The organism is Butyricicoccus pullicaecorum (genome assembly GCF_002160355.1).
GTDB classification, from domain to species: Bacteria; Bacillota; Clostridia; order Oscillospirales; family Butyricicoccaceae; genus Butyricicoccus; species Butyricicoccus pullicaecorum.
Genome location: NZ_NFKK01000029.1, coordinates 1 through 16,541, shown reverse-complemented (window position 1 = coordinate 16,541; position 16,541 = coordinate 1). Strand labels below are relative to the sequence as shown.

At 54.5% G+C, this 16,541-nt stretch carries 16 protein-coding genes, 1 tRNA gene and 1 riboswitch; of the genes, 6 read left to right on the top strand and 11 right to left on the bottom strand.

Annotated features, from left to right (window positions below; all coding sequences use genetic code 11):
- Positions 1 to 211: 211 nt before the first annotated feature.
- From B5F17_RS14020 to B5F17_RS14010, 3 genes are all read right to left on the bottom strand, one after another.
- A tRNA-Leu gene (locus B5F17_RS14020) sits at positions 212 to 295 on the bottom strand.
- 147 nt (positions 296 to 442) lie between these two features.
- Positions 443 to 1,801 carry an MATE family efflux transporter gene (locus B5F17_RS14015; protein WP_087374821.1) on the bottom strand — a complete coding sequence of 453 codons (1,359 nt, stop codon included), beginning with the start codon at positions 1,799 to 1,801 and terminating at the stop codon, positions 443 to 445.
- 548 nt (positions 1,802 to 2,349) lie between these two features.
- The gene (locus B5F17_RS14010; protein ID WP_087374819.1) at positions 2,350 to 3,306 is read right to left on the bottom strand and encodes a ketopantoate reductase family protein; all 957 of its coding nucleotides are present in this window, start codon (positions 3,304 to 3,306) and stop codon (positions 2,350 to 2,352) included.
- Positions 3,307 to 3,507: 201 nt separating this feature from the next.
- Between B5F17_RS14010 and B5F17_RS14005 the strand changes: the two genes are divergently transcribed.
- From B5F17_RS14005 to B5F17_RS13980, 6 genes are all read left to right on the top strand, one after another.
- On the top strand, positions 3,508 to 6,072 hold the full coding sequence (locus B5F17_RS14005; protein WP_087374817.1) for a translation factor GTPase family protein: 2,565 nt from the start codon (positions 3,508 to 3,510) through the stop codon (positions 6,070 to 6,072).
- Between the two features lie 219 nt (positions 6,073 to 6,291).
- Positions 6,292 to 6,477: riboswitch (cobalamin riboswitch) on the top strand.
- A gap of 132 nt (positions 6,478 to 6,609) precedes the next feature.
- Positions 6,610 to 7,674 carry an ABC transporter substrate-binding protein gene (locus B5F17_RS14000; RefSeq protein WP_087374815.1) on the top strand — a complete coding sequence of 355 codons (1,065 nt, stop codon included), beginning with the start codon at positions 6,610 to 6,612 and terminating at the stop codon, positions 7,672 to 7,674.
- Positions 7,675 to 7,677: 3 nt separating this feature from the next.
- On the top strand, positions 7,678 to 8,748 hold the full coding sequence (locus B5F17_RS13995; RefSeq protein ID WP_087374813.1) for a FecCD family ABC transporter permease: 1,071 nt from the start codon (positions 7,678 to 7,680) through the stop codon (positions 8,746 to 8,748).
- Positions 8,748 to 9,518 carry an ABC transporter ATP-binding protein gene (locus B5F17_RS13990; RefSeq protein WP_087374811.1) on the top strand — a complete coding sequence of 257 codons (771 nt, stop codon included), beginning with the start codon at positions 8,748 to 8,750 and terminating at the stop codon, positions 9,516 to 9,518. The genes B5F17_RS13995 and B5F17_RS13990 overlap by 1 nt, the downstream gene beginning before the upstream one ends.
- Positions 9,519 to 9,606: 88 nt before the next feature.
- Positions 9,607 to 10,158 (top strand): hypothetical protein, encoded by a 552-nt coding sequence (locus B5F17_RS13985; protein WP_087374809.1) that lies wholly within the window; start codon positions 9,607 to 9,609, stop codon positions 10,156 to 10,158.
- Between the two features lie 510 nt (positions 10,159 to 10,668).
- Positions 10,669 to 11,655, top strand: a complete 987-nt coding sequence (locus B5F17_RS13980; protein WP_087374806.1) for an Abi family protein — start codon at positions 10,669 to 10,671, stop codon at positions 11,653 to 11,655.
- Positions 11,656 to 11,805: 150 nt separating this feature from the next.
- Here the strand turns inward: B5F17_RS13980 and B5F17_RS13975 are convergent, their stop codons facing one another.
- The 8 genes from B5F17_RS13975 to B5F17_RS14905 all read right to left on the bottom strand — a co-directional run.
- Positions 11,806 to 12,615: a GH25 family lysozyme gene (locus tag B5F17_RS13975; protein ID WP_087374804.1), complete on the bottom strand. Its 810-nt coding sequence runs from the start codon at positions 12,613 to 12,615 to the stop codon at positions 11,806 to 11,808.
- A gap of 40 nt (positions 12,616 to 12,655) precedes the next feature.
- Positions 12,656 to 13,087 carry a phage holin family protein gene (locus B5F17_RS13970; protein WP_087374802.1) on the bottom strand — a complete coding sequence of 144 codons (432 nt, stop codon included), beginning with the start codon at positions 13,085 to 13,087 and terminating at the stop codon, positions 12,656 to 12,658.
- Between the two features lie 11 nt (positions 13,088 to 13,098).
- Positions 13,099 to 13,509 (bottom strand): putative ABC transporter permease, encoded by a 411-nt coding sequence (locus B5F17_RS13965; RefSeq protein WP_087374800.1) that lies wholly within the window; start codon positions 13,507 to 13,509, stop codon positions 13,099 to 13,101.
- Complete coding sequence (locus B5F17_RS13960) at positions 13,506 to 13,739, bottom strand: hypothetical protein (RefSeq protein ID WP_087374798.1); 234 nt, start codon at positions 13,737 to 13,739, stop codon at positions 13,506 to 13,508. The genes B5F17_RS13965 and B5F17_RS13960 overlap by 4 nt, the downstream gene beginning before the upstream one ends.
- Entirely contained in the window at positions 13,705 to 14,262 is a 558-nt protein-coding gene (locus B5F17_RS13955) for a hypothetical protein (RefSeq protein ID WP_087374796.1), read from the bottom strand. Before B5F17_RS13955 ends, B5F17_RS13960 begins: the two co-directional genes overlap by 35 nt.
- Positions 14,263 to 15,138 (bottom strand): glycine-rich domain-containing protein, encoded by an 876-nt coding sequence (locus B5F17_RS13950; protein WP_087374794.1) that lies wholly within the window; start codon positions 15,136 to 15,138, stop codon positions 14,263 to 14,265.
- Positions 15,128 to 15,544 (bottom strand): hypothetical protein, encoded by a 417-nt coding sequence (locus B5F17_RS13945; protein WP_087374792.1) that lies wholly within the window; start codon positions 15,542 to 15,544, stop codon positions 15,128 to 15,130. Before B5F17_RS13945 ends, B5F17_RS13950 begins: the two co-directional genes overlap by 11 nt.
- 8 nt (positions 15,545 to 15,552) lie before the next feature.
- Positions 15,553 to 16,541 (bottom strand): glycine-rich domain-containing protein (locus tag B5F17_RS14905; protein ID WP_162608195.1); only part of this gene is annotated, 989 nt, incomplete at its 5' end.

Here is a 16,541-nt window from a genome sequence, read left to right as displayed (position 1 = left end):
CGCAGGGTTCAAGTCCTGTCCGAACTGCTGCGCAAAAAGAACTTACAATACAGTTCCGAAAAGACTTGTTATGAAAAATGTGGTGCGGGTAACAGGACTTCAAAACGCTGCCGCGTTTTGAATGTGAAATCCCGCAGGGTTCAAGTCCTGTCCGAACTGCTGCGCAATTACATTCTACAATGCAGTTACGAATAGACTTCTATGATAATTTTGGTGCGGGTAACAGGACTTGAACCTGCACGTCTGGGACACCAGAACCTAAATCTGGCGCGTCTGCCAATTCCGCCATACCCGCATATTGTTTTTCTATTATACGATATCCGCCGCCATTTGTCCAGCACCGAAACCAAAAAACCATTCCGTCGTTCTTCTTTCCTCACCCTTTTTTCTCCCAAAACACAAAAAACGCGGGAAAATCCCGCGTTTCTCGACATTTTTATCCTTATACTTTCACCTGATCAGCTATCCCGTGCATGCTATCCTTGCGAAAACCCGGATGTTTGAACACCTGAACAACCAACGGAATGACCATCAAAATCCAGACGATCGGCTCGGCAATGATGACACCAAAATATGCCAGTTTGGGTGTCAAGAACAGTACAACTGCCACTTTGCCGAAGAGCTCAATCCCGCTCGACAAAAGCGGTGTCCAGCGATCACCCACACCCTGAAGCGCATTGCGCAGAATAGAAATTGCCGCCGTGACAAAGTAAAACAGCGTATCGACCCGCAGATACAGACTTGCGGTATCGATCACCTCCTGGTTTTCCGTACCGGTCACCATGCGGATGAGCATGGGCACCACGGTATAGCTGAGCACGATCACAACCGCACAGGCTGTCCACGCAATGCACAGCGCCAGCCAGAGACCCTTGCGAATACGATCGGGACGGCGTGCGCCGAAGTTCTGACTGCAATAGGTTGCCATGGTCGCACCCAATACCGACATGGGCAGCATAAACAACTCTGTCAGGCGACGCGCCGCCGTGTGTGCGACAATAATGCTCTCACCAAAGGTATTGATGACACCCTGAAGCACGACCGAACCGATATTAACCAAGCAGTACATGAGCGCCATGGACAGACCAGCGCCGTACAGCTGGGCAGCCATGTGACGCGTGACGTGGAAGTCCGCACCGTGCGGCCACAGTTCCGGGTACTTGCGATGAGCATAGACCAGACAGCACACAACCGATACTGCTTGCGCTGCAACGGTCGCCAGTGCTGCACCCTGCACACCCAGCTGGAACACACCGACACACAAGAGGTCAAGTCCAACGTTGAGCACCGAGGCGAGTATCAGAAAGATCAGCGGCGTTACCGAGTCACCCACCGCGCGAAGTGTGGCTGCCGATGCATTATAGAGCATGGTCGCCAGCATACCGAGCAGAATGATACGAAAATAAGCTGCCGACTGCGCAAGTAGGTGCTCAGGCGTGTTGAGCAGGCGTAAAATCTGCGGCAGAAAGGCTACTGTGAGCACAGTGAGCGTGAGCGCAGTCACAACGGCAAGCACAAAGATCGAACCCACCGACCGACGTACTTCGTCCCGGTCTCCGGCACCAAAATAACGCGCCGGAATCATGGCAAAACCGGTCGTGAGGCCTGTCATCATGCCGATCACCAGACTATTCAGCGAGCCGGTCGCACCGACCGCCGCCAGCGCGGTATCACCCAGAAAACTGCCCACGATGCGCGTATCGGCAAGATTGTAGAATAACTGAAACAGATTACCGATCAAAATCGGAATGGCAAAGCCCACGATAAGCGGTAAGGGCTTGCCCTTGGTCAAGTCTTTCACGTTGTCCCATCCTTTGGTCTAAAGTCAAAAAAAGTGTCGGCTGAAACCGACTGTATCAGTATAAGCGCATTGTCTTCCGCTTTCAATATGCGATTTTACCGAATTTTTACAGTTTTCCAAGCATGATACGCACACGCCTGTTTTCCAGCGTTATACACAAATATGCTCCTTTATAATTGTGTAATACGTCCAGGAAACACACGCACAGTTTCTCGACATTTTGTACAAGAAACGCATTGCATTTTTGTGCTATCTGTATATAATTAAAATGTAATCAAGAAAAGCATCCAATACAAAATATATACTTCTACACAAGGAGGCAACCATCATGGGCAAGAAGCTTGATTTACTGGCCGAAGGATTTTTCTACGCACTGGCAAACGCGAACCGCATGACCCCTCCGGTTGTGGACGAGTATCTGCGCCGCGCAAAGTAAATATTTGCAGCTAAAGCACTGATTTCCAGCAGAAAGTCAGTGCTTTTATTTTACTCTTACACGCAAAAAGTCATGCCTTGACCCGGCATGACTTTTTCTTTTGGTACGGTTTTTATTCTTTATCCGGTCCAACATCGAACGCACCCGCGTTCTTCTGCTCCAGCACACGGATCATGTGGTAAAACAGGTCACTGATGGGCGTGGGCACACCATATTCCCGTCCCAAACGAGACAGCGTTCCCGAAAACATTTCCACTTCGGTCGGTCTGCCCGCCTCGATGTCCTGTAAGGTGGACGGCTTGCCCCACGCGGGCACGCACTTTGCCATTTCGCGCTGGCGGATGAGATCATCCTCGCCAAGATCGACACCCATACGCTGCGCCACCGCGATGACCTCCCGGCAGGATGCCTCGCGAATCCAGTTCGCGTCGTTTCCGTCCTCGTACCACGCAGCATAGGGAATGCCCAGAATGGCCGCAGACTGATTTTCGCTGACGTTTGCCATGTACTTGGCCCACTTAATCCGAATCATATCGTCCGGATTTTCGTAGTGCAGTCCAGCGCGGTCGAACAGTTCCTGCACCCGTGCGACGCGGTCGCTGATTTCGTGGTTTTTAGACTCACCGAAATAATAGGTGCCCAGATTGGGGTCGTAGGTGCACACGCCGTTCTGCATGAGGACAGCGCGGCGAACCATGCCGTAAATCACATGTTCCCAGCCGTAAACCTTAGCAATCATCTCCTCGGCGCTGATGCCGTTGAGAAAGGGCAAAATAATGGTATTCTCCCCCACCTGACCGGCAATGTCCTGAATTGCCTGCTCAAGTCCGCCAAATTTAACGGTTACGATCACAAGGTCGGCCGGTGTGGTCTGCTCTCCCGGTGATACGATCTGAAAATGGCAGTTTTCACCGTTGATGGTCACGCCCTGCTGCTCCAGCCGTTCCCGGCGTGCACCGTCCGCGATGACCCGGAAATTCTCATAACCAACCGCGCGGCACAATTCGCGCGACAACGAGCAGCCAATACCGCCCAATCCGATCAGCGCTACCGTTTTGATCTGTTCCATCTGAAACGCCCCCCTAAAAAGTCATGTTTTTGCTCTTATTGTATCACATCCCGCATGTGCTGACAATGCGTATCGGCGATTCCCGCCTTTTACCCGCGCGTATTTTGTGATATACTTTGTAGTATATTGGCTGATTGCAGCCTTTTTCCACTCATCAGGCGGGTTCTGGCTTCCCGCCGTACATTTTGGAGCGATTGACCGATGAAAAAACTTGTTATTGGCATTTTAGCCCATGTCGACGCGGGCAAAACCACGCTGTCCGAAGGGCTTTTATATCTTTCCGGTGCGCTGCGCCGCCGCGGACGTGTCGACCACAAGGACGCATTCTTAGACACCGACGCGATTGAACGCGAGCGCGGCATCACGATTTTTTCCAAGCAGGCCGTCTTCCCGCTCGGAGACGACGTGCAGGTCACCCTGCTGGACACCCCTGGTCACGTAGACTTTTCAGCCGAGATGGAGCGCACCTTGCAGGTGCTCGACTGCGCCATTCTGGTCGTAAGCGGTACCGACGGCGTACAGGGTCACACACTAACGCTGTGGCAGCTGCTCGAGCGACGCGGCATCCCAACCTTCCTGTTCGTCAACAAGATGGACTTACCGGGTGCCGACCGCACCGCGCTGCTTGCCGACCTGCAAACCCAGCTGTCCGACGGCTGCATCGACTTTTCGGACACGCCGGATGCGCTCTACGAGGCGCTTGCGACCACCGACGAGGAACTGCTCGACCGCTATCTTGCAGGCGAGATGCCGACCGACGCACAGATCGCCGGTCTGATTGCCTCCCGCCGTGTTTTCCCCTGCTTCTTTGGCGCGGCGCTGCCGCTCGATGGCGTACAGGAATTTCTGGACGGTCTATCCCGCTTTGCGCGCATCCCCGACTATTCGGACGACTTCGCCGCCCGTGTTTTCAAGATCACCCGCGATGAACAAGGTGCACGCCTGACCCATTTGAAGATCACAGGCGGCAGTCTGACCGTGCGCAGCGCGATCTCGGGCGAGACTCGCGGTGAAAGCTGGCAGGAAAAGGTCAGCCAGATTCGCATTTACTCGGGCACGCGCTTTCAGACCACCGACCGTGCCGACGCGGGCACGGTGTGCGCGGTGACCGGTCTGACCCAGACCTATCCCGGTCAGGCGCTGGGCGCTGACCCGGGCGGTGAAGCCGCTGTGCTCGAACCGGTTCTGACCTATCGCGTGCTGCCGCCGGACGGCTGCGACAGTCACACCTTGCTGCAAAAACTCCGTCTGATTGAGGAAGAAGACCCTCTTTTGCGTGTGCTGTGGAGCGAAGCGCTCGAGGAGATCCACATTCAGCTCATGGGACAGGTGCAGCTCGAGGTACTCACCCGACTGCTGGACGAGCGGTTCGGTCTGGCGGTCACCTTCGATCAGGGCAACATCGTATACAAGGAGACCATCCAAAATGCGGTCATCGGCATCGGTCACTTTGAGCCGCTGCGCCACTATGCCGAGGTGCATCTGCTGATCGAACCTGCCGAGCGCGGCAGCGGTATCACGCTGGACACCCGCTGTCCGGCTGACCAGCTCGACCCGTCCTATCAGAGACTGATTCTGACCCACCTCGCCGAGCGCGAGCATCCGGGTGTGCTGACCGGTGCGCCGCTGACCGACGTGAACATCACCGTGCTGGCCGGACGGTCGCACGTCAAGCACACCGAGGGCGGTGACTTCCGACAGGCGACTTACCGTGCGGTGCGTCAGGGACTGATGCAGGCGGACAGCGTACTGCTCGAGCCGTGGTATGCCTTCACGCTGCGCGTGCCGCAGGGCAATGTCGGCCGGGCAATGACCGACATCCAGCGCATGAGTGGTACCTTTGAATCACCCACCCAGCAGGGCGAGTTCGCCGTGCTGACCGGTGAGATCCCGGTTGCATCAGCACGCGGCTACGCCGCCGAGGTCACCGCATACACCAGCGGACGCGGTCAGCTATCGTGCACGCTGCTCGGTTATCGTCCGTGCCACAATGCCGATGCGGTCATCGAAGCTGCGGGCTACGACCCGGAGCGCGATGTGGACAACCCGACCGGCTCGGTCTTCTGCTCGCACGGTGCGGGCTATCTCGTTCCCTGGAACGAAGTCCCCGCACACGCGCACGTCGATTCCGGTCTGTCACTCACGCCCAAGGACGAACCCCAGCGCACGCCGCAGCGTGCAGCGGTCTGGTCGGGCGGCAGCGGACTGGACGCCGAGCTGGAAGAAATCTTTGTGCGCACCTACGGCCCGATCAAAAACCGTGGACTGGACGCGTTCCGGCAGAGTCTCAAGCGCACCCCGCCGCCGTCGGTCGACAATCTCTCACGCGTCAAACCCGACGACTACCTGCTCGTTGACGGCTACAACATCATCTTTGCTTGGGACGAACTCAAAGCCCTCGCCGACGACGATCTGGATGCCGCCCGCTCGGCGCTCATCCACCTGCTGAGCAACTATCAGGGCGTCAAAAAATGTCACCTCATCCTGGTCTTTGATGCCTACCGCGTCAAGGACAATCCCGGTTCGATCGAGAAGGTACACGGCATCCACGTAGTCTACACCAAGACCGCCGAGACTGCCGACATGTACATCGAGAAAGCGTCCTATGACCTGTCTCGCGCCCATCGTGTCAAGGTCGCGACCTCGGACGGTCTGGAACAGGCTATCATTCTGGGTCACGGCTCCGAGCGCATGACGGCAAACGAGCTGCTCTGGGAAGTTCGCGCCGCCTGCCAGCAGATCGAGGACTTTCTGCGCCATCAGTGACCTTACCCTATGCCAAATGCTTATAGCACACGGTGCTTTTCAGCGAAAATCACATCGGACTTGACCACATTCCGGGCTGCACGCTCGATTTCTCCAATTTTTCGCACACGATGCCGGTCAAAGCGGCTCGGTAAGCTATGGCAAACCGGATGTGTTCCTGCTATTCCGTTCGGTTATACCCCCTCTATTGACATTCGTCCAGCCGCGGACTATCATAAGGCTAACCAATCAGTTCAGTGCCCATCCACATGGGATGGGATAATAGGAAATCGGGTGCAAATCCCGAGCGATCCGGTCACTGTGAAACGGGAGCGTCTCCGTAAAAGCGCCATTGTCCGACGGACGAGAAGGCACGGAAATGCTGTGAACGTAAGCCAGGAAGCCTGCTGAACTGTGCTGGTGGGAACTTCCGCAGAAAGCGTCCCGCCGGCCGGTGCGCCGATCTGTGGTGCCGGTCTGCCTGCTTTTGCCCTGTTCTCACCGAACAGGGCTTTTTTGTGCCCCAAATCGACAAAAATCAAAGGAGATCGATCACCAATGAACCTCGGAAAACGCCTGATGGCCGGCGCACTCGGTCTGTGTCTGGTCTTTTCGCTCACCGCCTGCGGCGGCAGCAACAGCCAGGACACGCAATCCACCACACCTGCTACGTCCGAGACGACGACGCAGTCGTCCGGCTATCCCCTGACCATCACCACCTACAACTACGCACGGCAGCCTGTGGAAGAGACCTTCCAAAAGGCGCCCGAGCGCGTATGGGCACAGGGTCAGGATAACATCGAGATCCTGCTCGCACTCGGTCTTGCTGACAAGATCGTAGGCGCATGCGGCCTGGACGGTGCAGTCCGCGCCGACTTGCAGGATGAATTTGAGACCATCAACTATTATGATACCTTCCCAGGCAAGGAGACCGTGCTCGGTCTTCAGCCCGACTTCATCACCGGCTGGTATAGCACCTTTGACGACAAGCGCATGGGTGATGTTGGCTTCTGGCACGAACGCGGCGTGAACACCTACATGGCGCTCAACAGCGCATGTCGCGGTTCGTCGACCGACGCACCCCAGACGATCGCCGAGGAGATGGAAGACATTATGACGCTGGGCAAGATCTTCGGCGTAGAAGATCGCGCACAGCAGCTTGTGGACGAGATCCAGGACGAACTGGTCAAGATCCAGGACTATGTAAAGGACAAAGAGCCGCCGCGCATCGCCATTCTGGAAGATGAGGGTGACAGCTACCGCGTGTACAGTCACACAACGCTGGGCGGCAACGTCGCGGAGCAGGTGGGTGCCGTGCTTGCCGTCGGTGCAGACGACAACACGGCGAACATCTCGGCCGAAGAACTGATCTCTGTCAATCCGGATGCCATCTTTATGGTCTGGTATGATGGTTATACGGTCGGTGAGACCGATTACGCAGGCGACCATGTTGTCGAACTGCTCACCAAGGACCCCAAGTTTGCCTCGCTCAGCGCAGTGCAGAACGGCAAGGTCTTCCCCATCAACCTGTCGGGCATCTATTGCAGCGGCATGCGCACGTTGGACGGTGTGCTGGACTTCGCGCAGGCACTCTACCCCGACCTGTACCCGGATGCCAAATAAGCCATGAAACAAAACGGAATACTTCGCGGTCGACCGACCTATCTGTTGGTCATCGCGCTTCTGACTGCTGCCGTCCTGCTCTCGCTTGCGGCAGCGGTCACCCTTGGCTCGGTAGACATCTCCATCGGAGAGGTCTACCGCGTCATTTTGTTTAAAACCTTTGGCGTAGGCGACCCGGCGGTCTACGGCACCGGCGCGGTCAGCGACATCGTTTGGTTTGTCCGTCTGCCCCGGCTGGTACTTGCCATCGGCGTGGGCATGTGTCTGTCGCTTGCCGGCGTGGTCATGCAGGCCATCGTGCGCAATCCCCTGGCCGACCCCTACGTGCTCGGCGTGTCCTCGGGCGCGTCGCTCGGCGCTTCCCTCGCCATTCTGACCGGTGTAGGTACCGGTCTGCTCGGCGCAAACGCACCCGGCGTGCTCGCCTTCATCGGTGCGTTTGCCGTGTCGGTCGCCGTGGTCGCACTGGCAAACCTCGGCGGACGCGCCAACGCGGTCAAATTACTGCTCGCCGGTACCGCGCTGTCGTCGGTGTGTGCAGCCTTCTCCAACTTCCTGTTATATCTGTCGGCAAGTGCCAACGCCGCCCAGACGCTCATGCGCTGGACGATGGGCAGTCTAGCCGGTGCCGAATGGCCGACCAACATCCCCATTCTGGTCATCAGCCTGCTCGGACTGCTCTTTTTCTGGAGTCAGTTCCGCACGCTCAACCTCATGCTGCTCGGTGACGACACCGCGCTCACGCTGGGCGTCGATCTGCACCGCAGACGGCTTGCCTATCTGCTCGTCGCCTCGCTTCTGGTCGGCTGCGCGGTCTACACCGCGGGTATCATCGGCTTTGTCGGTCTGGTCATCCCGCACATCGTGCGCATCCTGTTCGGCTCCGACCATAAAAAGATCGTGCCAATCTCGGCGCTGCTCGGTGCCATCTTCCTGTTGTGGGCAGACGTGCTCTGCCGCGTGCTCATTCCGGGTGCCGAGCTGCCCATCGGCGTGCTCACCGCCATGATTGGTGCACCCTGCTTTATCTGGCTCATGGTACGCCGCAAATACGGCTTTGGAGGTGGAGACTGATGGAAATTCGTACCGATGATCTGCACGCCATGCTGGGTGGCACGGAGATTTTACACGGTATCGACTTTACCGCCGGTGACCGCTCGCTGGTCGGCGTGATCGGCCCCAACGGGTCGGGCAAGTCCACGCTGCTCAAGTGCATCTACCGCGTGCTCAAGCCATCCGAGGGTGCGGTTTTTGTGGACGGTCAGCCGCTTTCCGAATACCGTGTCCGCGACTCCGCCAAAAAGATCGCCGTGCTTGCGCAGCACAACTTCTATAACTTCGAGTTTACCGTGCAGGATGTCGTGCTCATGGGACGTGCACCGCACAAACGGGCGCTGGAACGCGACTCGGCAGCCGATTTCAAGATCGTGCATGAGGCGATGGAGCGCGTTGGCGTTGCCTCGCTGCGTGACCGCTTGTTTTCCACCCTGTCCGGCGGTGAGCAGCAGCGCGTCCTGCTCGCCCGCGCACTGGCTCAGCAAACACCCTGTCTGATTCTGGACGAGCCGACCAACCATCTGGACATCAAGTATCAGCTGGAACTGCTCGACCTGGTGCGCAGCCTAGACCGCACAGCCATTGCCGCTATCCACGACCTGAACATCGCTGCTATGTACTGTGACACCATTTTTGTCATGCAGTCCGGCCATATCGTCGCCTCAGGCGCTCCGCGCGACGTACTCACCCGCTCGCTCATCCGGTCGGTGTACGAAGTGGACGCCGACGTGTTCACCGACTCCGACGGTCTGCTGCGCGTGCTGTTTTATCCCCAGTCTCTTGTGTAAAATCGGTCTTCTTGTCGATTGCAGTATGCTTTCGTCCTATCCTGTGATATGATAAAGGAAACTCACATCTCCCACGGAGGCCGTTTTTATGAAACTCGCTTTAATTTTTCCCGGTATCGGCTACCACGCAGACAAACCGCTGATCTATTACAGCACGCGACTGGCACGCAATGCCGGATTTGACATCCGCACCATACAATATGATCCATTCCCCGACGATGCGCTGGGTTCCAGAGAGCGCATGATCGAGTGCGTACGGCAGGCGCTGGACGCTGCCGAAGCGCAGTTTGGCAGCATTGACTTCACCCAGTGCGAAGAACTGCTCTTCATCTCCAAGAGCATCGGCACCGCGGTTGCCTCGCTGTTTGCCGACCGGCACGGCCTGACACCGTTCCACTTTTACTTTACCCCTGTGGATGCATCCCTGCCACGTTTACAGCCGCGCGGCATCGTATTTCACGGTACCGCCGACCCGCTGGCAACCACCGATCTGGTCGCTGAGACCTGCCGGGAAAAGGGACTGCCGCTGCATCTGACCGGACACGGCAATCACTCGCTGGAAACCGGACAAGTGCTCGATGACGTGCGTGAGCTGCGCCATATCCTCGAACTCTGTGAGCATTACCTGAAAACACTGTAAAAAACACCCCGGAACCGATTGGTTTCGGGGTGTACTTTTTTGAGATACAAAAAGAAAAGACCCGGAAAATCCAGGTCTTTTTCTTGGCGGAGAACGAGGGATTTGAACCCTCGCGACGCTTTCGCGCCCTACTCCCTTAGCAGGGGGTGGCAACGCCCATGAAGCTCATGAGAGAAAAATACTGTCAGTGGGAATAAAGTGGGAATACCAACTTCTTCGCTCAAGATTTATTCCAAATTGTGAACAATGAGCTCTCGATACTCCCCACCCAACTTTAGATTATACTTCTACTCACGGAATCAATTGAGATTCCTGACGTTCAGATCTCTAAGCAATCGCTATAACTCAAGAAAAATTTGCAATTAAGTTCACTTTCTTCTAAAATCCGATCTTCTAGATATTGTTGCATATTTCGACAAGAACCTTTATTATCACTATTTTTTTTACTTGTTTTTTCATAAACCACTTCGTATAATAATATATAGTCAATAAATAGCTCTGGAGGATTTTATGGGATATAAAAGTACAGATGCGCTTATGCGGCATTTACGCGAAAGCGGGATCCAGATTTCCGGAAGCAAAGAAAAGCGTCAGTTAATCAACACTGGTTACTTTCATGGATATAAAGGTTACCGTTTTTTTAACCATTCAGGCATCAGGCTACCCTTTACCTCCTATCGAGAAGTCTATGCCACAATTCAATACGATTCCCAGCTAAAGACGCTGTTATACGGAAAAATGATGTTTATCGAAACAGCAATAAAAAGCATTGCATTGGAATGTATCATGTCCGCTTGTAATTCTGAAAATATACAAGTTATGTTTGACAAAGTTGTAAGTAGCTATACCAATGCTCCCGCACATGCTACAGAAAAACAAAAAATCGCCTTGCAGCAGAATAAATTAAATCTCCAGAACACAATTCAGTCAAATCTTGCTCAGGCATATAAAGCCTCAAATCCTCAAATCACGCATTTCTATCACAATGCCAATCATACTAATGTTCCTTTGTGGGCCTTGTTTGAAATCTTAACAATGGGTGATTTTGGATGTTTGTTGTCTCGTTTAACATTTCAAGTCCGAGATGACATCTCACGAAAAATTGGTATCGATACATTAGGGAATAACGACACGAATCGAGAGTTAGTATATAAATACATTTACACACTCAAAGATTTAAGAAACGCGATTGCCCACAATGCTGTTGTATTTGATACACGTTTTCGTAAAATTGACCCTACGCATGCCATGAAAACGTGCCTGCAACATGAAATTGGTCTGCCATATGTCAACTTCAAGACCATTGGCGACTACGTCATCTTAATGTGCTACTACTTAAAGCGACTTGAGCTTCCGAAATCTGAAATCAACGCATTTATTAGGGATTTTGAAAAGATCGTTGAAGACTATAGAAAATCTGTAAATCGCAACGTAGCCGCTAAGGTGATCCATCCCGATCTTCCTAGTCGCATCGCTATTCTGAAAAAATTTTTATGAGGCTTGCATCTTTTGTGAAGATGTTGTATACTATATTTAATAATTGGGGTATGTGTTTGCGGATGCATACTTGAGAGAGTCGGTGGAAGCTGGCTCTCTTTTTATTGGTTAATCAAAGGGCGGCTTATCGGCCGCCCTTTTTATTCCTGCTTATTTCTCCTGCAGTGCCTTGATCGCCTCGGGCAGCTTCTCGATCTGGCCGCTGCACAGACGATCCAGATACACCATCGGCTGCACGCTGCATTCCTGCACGGCGATTTCGCCCTTGGCATCTACCTTAACGATCTCGGCCTCAATCAGCCGATAAAAGGTGTCCTGCGCCCAGTCGGGCATCTGATCGGTATGGGTATACACTTTCATTTCCTCTTCTTCCTCCTGTCCCGTCCAAAACTCGGTATACAAAATGTTTGTGTCCACCTTACCGGTCACACCCGGCACGGTGCCGCTGTCGCTGTTCTGCCAGACATCAAAGTGGCCTGCATAGTTGGGCTTGCTCGACCACTGTGCCAGCCAAATCGCGTCAGCATCAACATTGATGTAATCCTCAAGCCAGCTCTTGGATGCGTATACGCCGCACTGGTATCCTGCTGCACGGATGGTATCGATAAACGCCTGTGTGATGGCCGAGATGTTGGGCCAGCTGAACGTAAAGTTTTTCTTTGCCTTGTATCCGTCTGCGTCCTCCATGTCAAACCAGAGAGGCATGTCAAACTTGCGACCGTTGATGATATCCAGCAGGTGCCGCGCCTCTGCACGCGCATCTTCGACCGTGAGCGCGTAGCTGTAATGATACACGCCCACGCGCAGCCCTGCGGCCTGTGCGCCTGCCAGATGACGCTCAAACCACGGGTCAACGTAGGTCTTGCCGTATCCTGCGCGAATGATGGCAAAGTCGATCGCAGCGGCGGCGCTTGTCCAATTCACTGCGCCGTTGTGTTTACTGACGTCAATTCCTTTCACTTATATATCGCTCCTTTCTCGTGTCCAATTTGGACACGTTTTATTTTTGCTCTTTGCCTTGCAGCTGTTTGATGGCCTGCATGATGACGTCTGGCACCGGCAGGCCCATCAGACCGGCATTTTCGATGATCGAGATGGTCTCGTTGACCACATACGCAATCACGACCGCATCACGGACAAACGCCGTGCCCAGCACGATATCCAGACGCGCAGCCACCAAGACGATGATCAGCGTCATCCCTTTTTTCAACAGCCCTTGCCAACAGGCTGCGCTGTTGAGTGCACCAGTCTCGCTTTTGTCGCTGGAATGGAACACGCCCGCGACGACGAGACCGGACGCATAGTCGATGGCCATAAAGATCAGCAGCGTGATGAGCGCAGCATCCCAGCCGCCAAATGCCTGGCTAATCATGCCGCCGATCACGCCCGCGCCGGCCATGATAGCGGCCTTGGTTTCTGTCAAATGAATCATATATGTACCTCCTACAACCTGTAATGCGGGCGCTCCTCGTCGAAAAAACGCCACCTGATAAGGTCATCCAATACGATTGCGACGGCTGCCAGCAACACCCACAGCAGCGCAAACTGCGGGCAGATCTGCCCCAGCAGGTTACCGGGCATGTCTGAGTAGTCCCAGACATGCCAGCCGAGCCAAATGTTGACGATGCAGCCGGTGACCAGCTCGGCAGCCGTGGCGATCAGCGCACCGGCGACCGCCTGCGGGATCAGCCGCCAGCTTGTCCAAATCTCATTGAGCAGACCGATGAGTACAAACAAGATCGCCGCCAGGACAAACATTGTCCAATGGCTCCGACTGCGCCAGAAGACTTCCAGCGTGACGTACAGCGATCCGCCGAAATATCCTAAGTACAGGTATTTTCCCAGCCGTTTCATAGACTCATGCCCTGCGAGATCTTGGCCAGCACGGCATCTATCTGGGTCTGGGCCTCATCCATGAGCTCGTTGAGGCCTCCGATGACGAGGAACAGCAGTGCCGCGAGCAGGAACATTGTCCAATGGCTGCGGCCCCGCCAGAAGACCTCCAGCGTGACGTACAGCGACCCGCCAAACCAGGCGAGGTATGCGTACTTAGCGACTAACACTCGCGTAGTCGATTTTGACATTGGCGACCTCCTCTGCCGTTTGCGCCTCATAAATATCCTCCTTGATACTCTCCTGATAGCGCAGATACGGGTATACATAGTCCGCGATGGCCAGCGAGAGCGCGGTAAACTCTTCGAGTTCAAACGCCCTGCAGCCTTGTTTCTGTGAGTGCCACTCGAGCACCTTGGGCTGCCCGGCCTGTACCGCTACCTGATACTGCATCAGGTTGAGCGCCATTTCTTTCTGGTCTTCTTCGGTCACTCCGTAGGTTTTGCCGTCCGTCCATTGCAGTGGGTGCGCAGCCAGCCATGCCGCAAGTGCAGCTTTGTTTTCAGTCTGTCGGGCCTGCTGGACAGCAGCGAGGTCTACGGGTTCCGGTTCAGGCGCGGGCGCATGGCTCCAGCTCTCGCCGTCGTACAGGTCACCGATGCCATAGCCATCAGGCAACTGGACGGGATAGCCGAAATCAATGGCGGTTTCTTCGTCTTCAAACACAGCGGCGTTTACACATACACCGTTCTCGATTTTTGCATAACTTTGCATTTAATCACCTCTAACATAGATCAAGACAGCACCGCTGCCACCTTTTCCTCCGGAATAACCTTCATCCCCTCCGCCACCACCGCCTCCAAATCCTGACGGAGCATTACTGCCACTAGCGTTGTATTGCCCATCGCCTGCATTTGGGCCTCCTATGTTTCCAGTGCCTCCTCCGCCGCTACCATACCAATCTTCATAAAGCAAATCTGTATAAAATCTTTCTGCATAATCTTTTGGGGTAATAATACCATCTTCTGCATCTAAATAGGGCAGATTTGGTCCTCCATAATGCCCCTTTATGCTTGTATCACCACCAAAAGAACCCGCAAAAGGATTGCATCCGCCTTTTCCTTCTGACGCTGGATCTCCTCCAATGGCAGTAAATCCAAACGCTTTAGTATCCCCTCCCTTTGACGGGCTTACCGAGAGCCTTCCAGCTGTTCCACCTGTACCTATAACTATACTATATTCTTGGCCAGGAACTACTTTTATGTCCCTAACCAACATACAACACCCACCTTGGCCTCCTCCCGCACGCCAGTCAGTTACGGCACCGCCACCACCGCCTCCAACAATAAGCGCGGTGATATAAAAAACGCCATCAGGGCAAACCCATTTTTTACTGGATGTGATTTTTTCGAGTAATTTATAAGGTTTAATCGAATTGCTTAATTGATTAAACGCATCTTTAGGCTCTGACGACGTGTCAATACCCAATTCTGCACACACATCATCCGGCAGCACGTTTGCCTTGTTGTATGCACTGCCTTGTACACTTGCATCGTCTGCATACTCCAATACGCCCTCAATTGTCCGTCCGTCATCCAAACGGATACGGACGCGGTTTTCCTTGCCCGGAGCGGGCACTCTATCCTGCATTGTAAATCCCTCCTGCAATCATAAACGGTGTGCCAGCCTGTTTCAGCTCAAAAGCCGAGACCATAGCTTGCAAATAGTCGTACATCTGTTGCAAGTCCCATTCCTGCGCGTTGACCTGTTCAGCAGTGATCGTTTCGCACCCGTCCTGGCGATATACTGCCAGCAGTTCACGCCATTCGGGGACTGCAAACCATACGTCTTGCAGCGCGTTGATGTTTGACCGAATTCTGACGAGTTGGGTAGGTGTAGGGTACTCCCCTGCTGTCCATGTTTTCGAGGTGATTTGCGCAGCATATCCATACGCATTCAGCTGGGCGCGTAGGTATTGAGTCCACGATTCCACCCGGTTCAGGTCAGTATAATTCCAAAACTCCTGGTCTGTGTGATTGTAATTTAACGGTTCCATACCTCACCTCACGGGTCATTATACTGGACAAGGATGATACCATCCGCGCCATCGCCACCGCGCGCGCCATCGGATGGATATGACTCGGCCTTGTAGACATTTCTGCCCGGGTATCTTGTCACTGTGAAATATCCGTTTGCGCCGCTGTCGCCGCCGCTGCCAGCATTACCAGTATTCGGCTCACCCGACGATGCCATTTTAGGGTTGTCAACCTGTGCTTTGCCGTCGGTGCCGTCTGCGGCGTAATATTTGCCGGTCTCAACATCCGTAATGCCAGCCGGGTAGCTTTTGCCACTGGCCGACGAATACGCACCAAACGTGGTAGCAGTTCCAGCGGTTCCGGGTTGTCCGGGCTGCTGATCGTCTTTCGGTGGCATACCAAATGTCGCGTGCGCACCTCCAGCACCGCCCTTGCCACCTTTACCGCAGGAATACGCGAACGACTGCCCGCTGTTGATGGACAGCGTAGCGATAAATACACGCCCACCCTTTCCGGCCTTGCCCGGTGCAGGACTATAATCATCCTCGTGTAGCCATGCGCCGCCCTCACCGCCGCTACCGCCGTCACCGCCGCCAACGAGCTGCACATAGATTTCGGTAACGCCGGTCGGGGCTTTCCATGTGCCCGTACCAGTCAGGATGACCTTATGATCGTAACGCTTGTCCGTGTCAGTCTGAATTAGATAGGACGGCAGATTTCGCATGACGCCGTCCACCAGCTTGAGCTGGTGCTTGTACCTACGCGCCGAAATGGTCGTACCGAAGGCAGTCGCCACGGTGTCGATGTCACCAGTCTCGCTGACCGGATTGCCACGCGATCTTACCGTAAACTTGCGCCCGCCGTATTGGCTCATGACGTTGGACACTACGCGCCGGGCGTCGTCCGTCGTATGCACAAAGGGATTGTCAACGGTCAAGGACTTATCACTCGCGGTATTGGTGCCCGGGAAGGTGACCTCTTGGTTGTCGTCCAACTTAAAGGTGATGTCCGCGATCT

Coding starts and splice junctions, on each gene's coding strand:
- B5F17_RS14010 (WP_087374819.1), bottom strand. CDS start 3,306: ATGGAACAGATCAAAACGGTAGCGCTGATCGGATTGGGCGGTATTGGC.
- B5F17_RS14005 (WP_087374817.1), top strand. CDS start 3,508: ATGAAAAAACTTGTTATTGGCATTTTAGCCCATGTCGACGCGGGCAAA.
- B5F17_RS14000 (WP_087374815.1), top strand. CDS start 6,610: ATGAACCTCGGAAAACGCCTGATGGCCGGCGCACTCGGTCTGTGTCTG.
- B5F17_RS13995 (WP_087374813.1), top strand. CDS start 7,678: ATGAAACAAAACGGAATACTTCGCGGTCGACCGACCTATCTGTTGGTC.
- B5F17_RS13990 (WP_087374811.1), top strand. CDS start 8,748: ATGGAAATTCGTACCGATGATCTGCACGCCATGCTGGGTGGCACGGAG.
- B5F17_RS13985 (WP_087374809.1), top strand. CDS start 9,607: ATGAAACTCGCTTTAATTTTTCCCGGTATCGGCTACCACGCAGACAAA.
- B5F17_RS13980 (WP_087374806.1), top strand. CDS start 10,669: ATGGGATATAAAAGTACAGATGCGCTTATGCGGCATTTACGCGAAAGC.
- B5F17_RS13970 (WP_087374802.1), bottom strand. CDS start 13,087: ATGATTCATTTGACAGAAACCAAGGCCGCTATCATGGCCGGCGCGGGC.
- B5F17_RS13965 (WP_087374800.1), bottom strand. CDS start 13,509: ATGAAACGGCTGGGAAAATACCTGTACTTAGGATATTTCGGCGGATCG.
- B5F17_RS13960 (WP_087374798.1), bottom strand. CDS start 13,739: ATGTCAAAATCGACTACGCGAGTGTTAGTCGCTAAGTACGCATACCTC.
- B5F17_RS13955 (WP_087374796.1), bottom strand. CDS start 14,262: ATGCAAAGTTATGCAAAAATCGAGAACGGTGTATGTGTAAACGCCGCT.
- B5F17_RS13950 (WP_087374794.1), bottom strand. CDS start 15,138: ATGCAGGATAGAGTGCCCGCTCCGGGCAAGGAAAACCGCGTCCGTATC.
- B5F17_RS13945 (WP_087374792.1), bottom strand. CDS start 15,544: ATGGAACCGTTAAATTACAATCACACAGACCAGGAGTTTTGGAATTAT.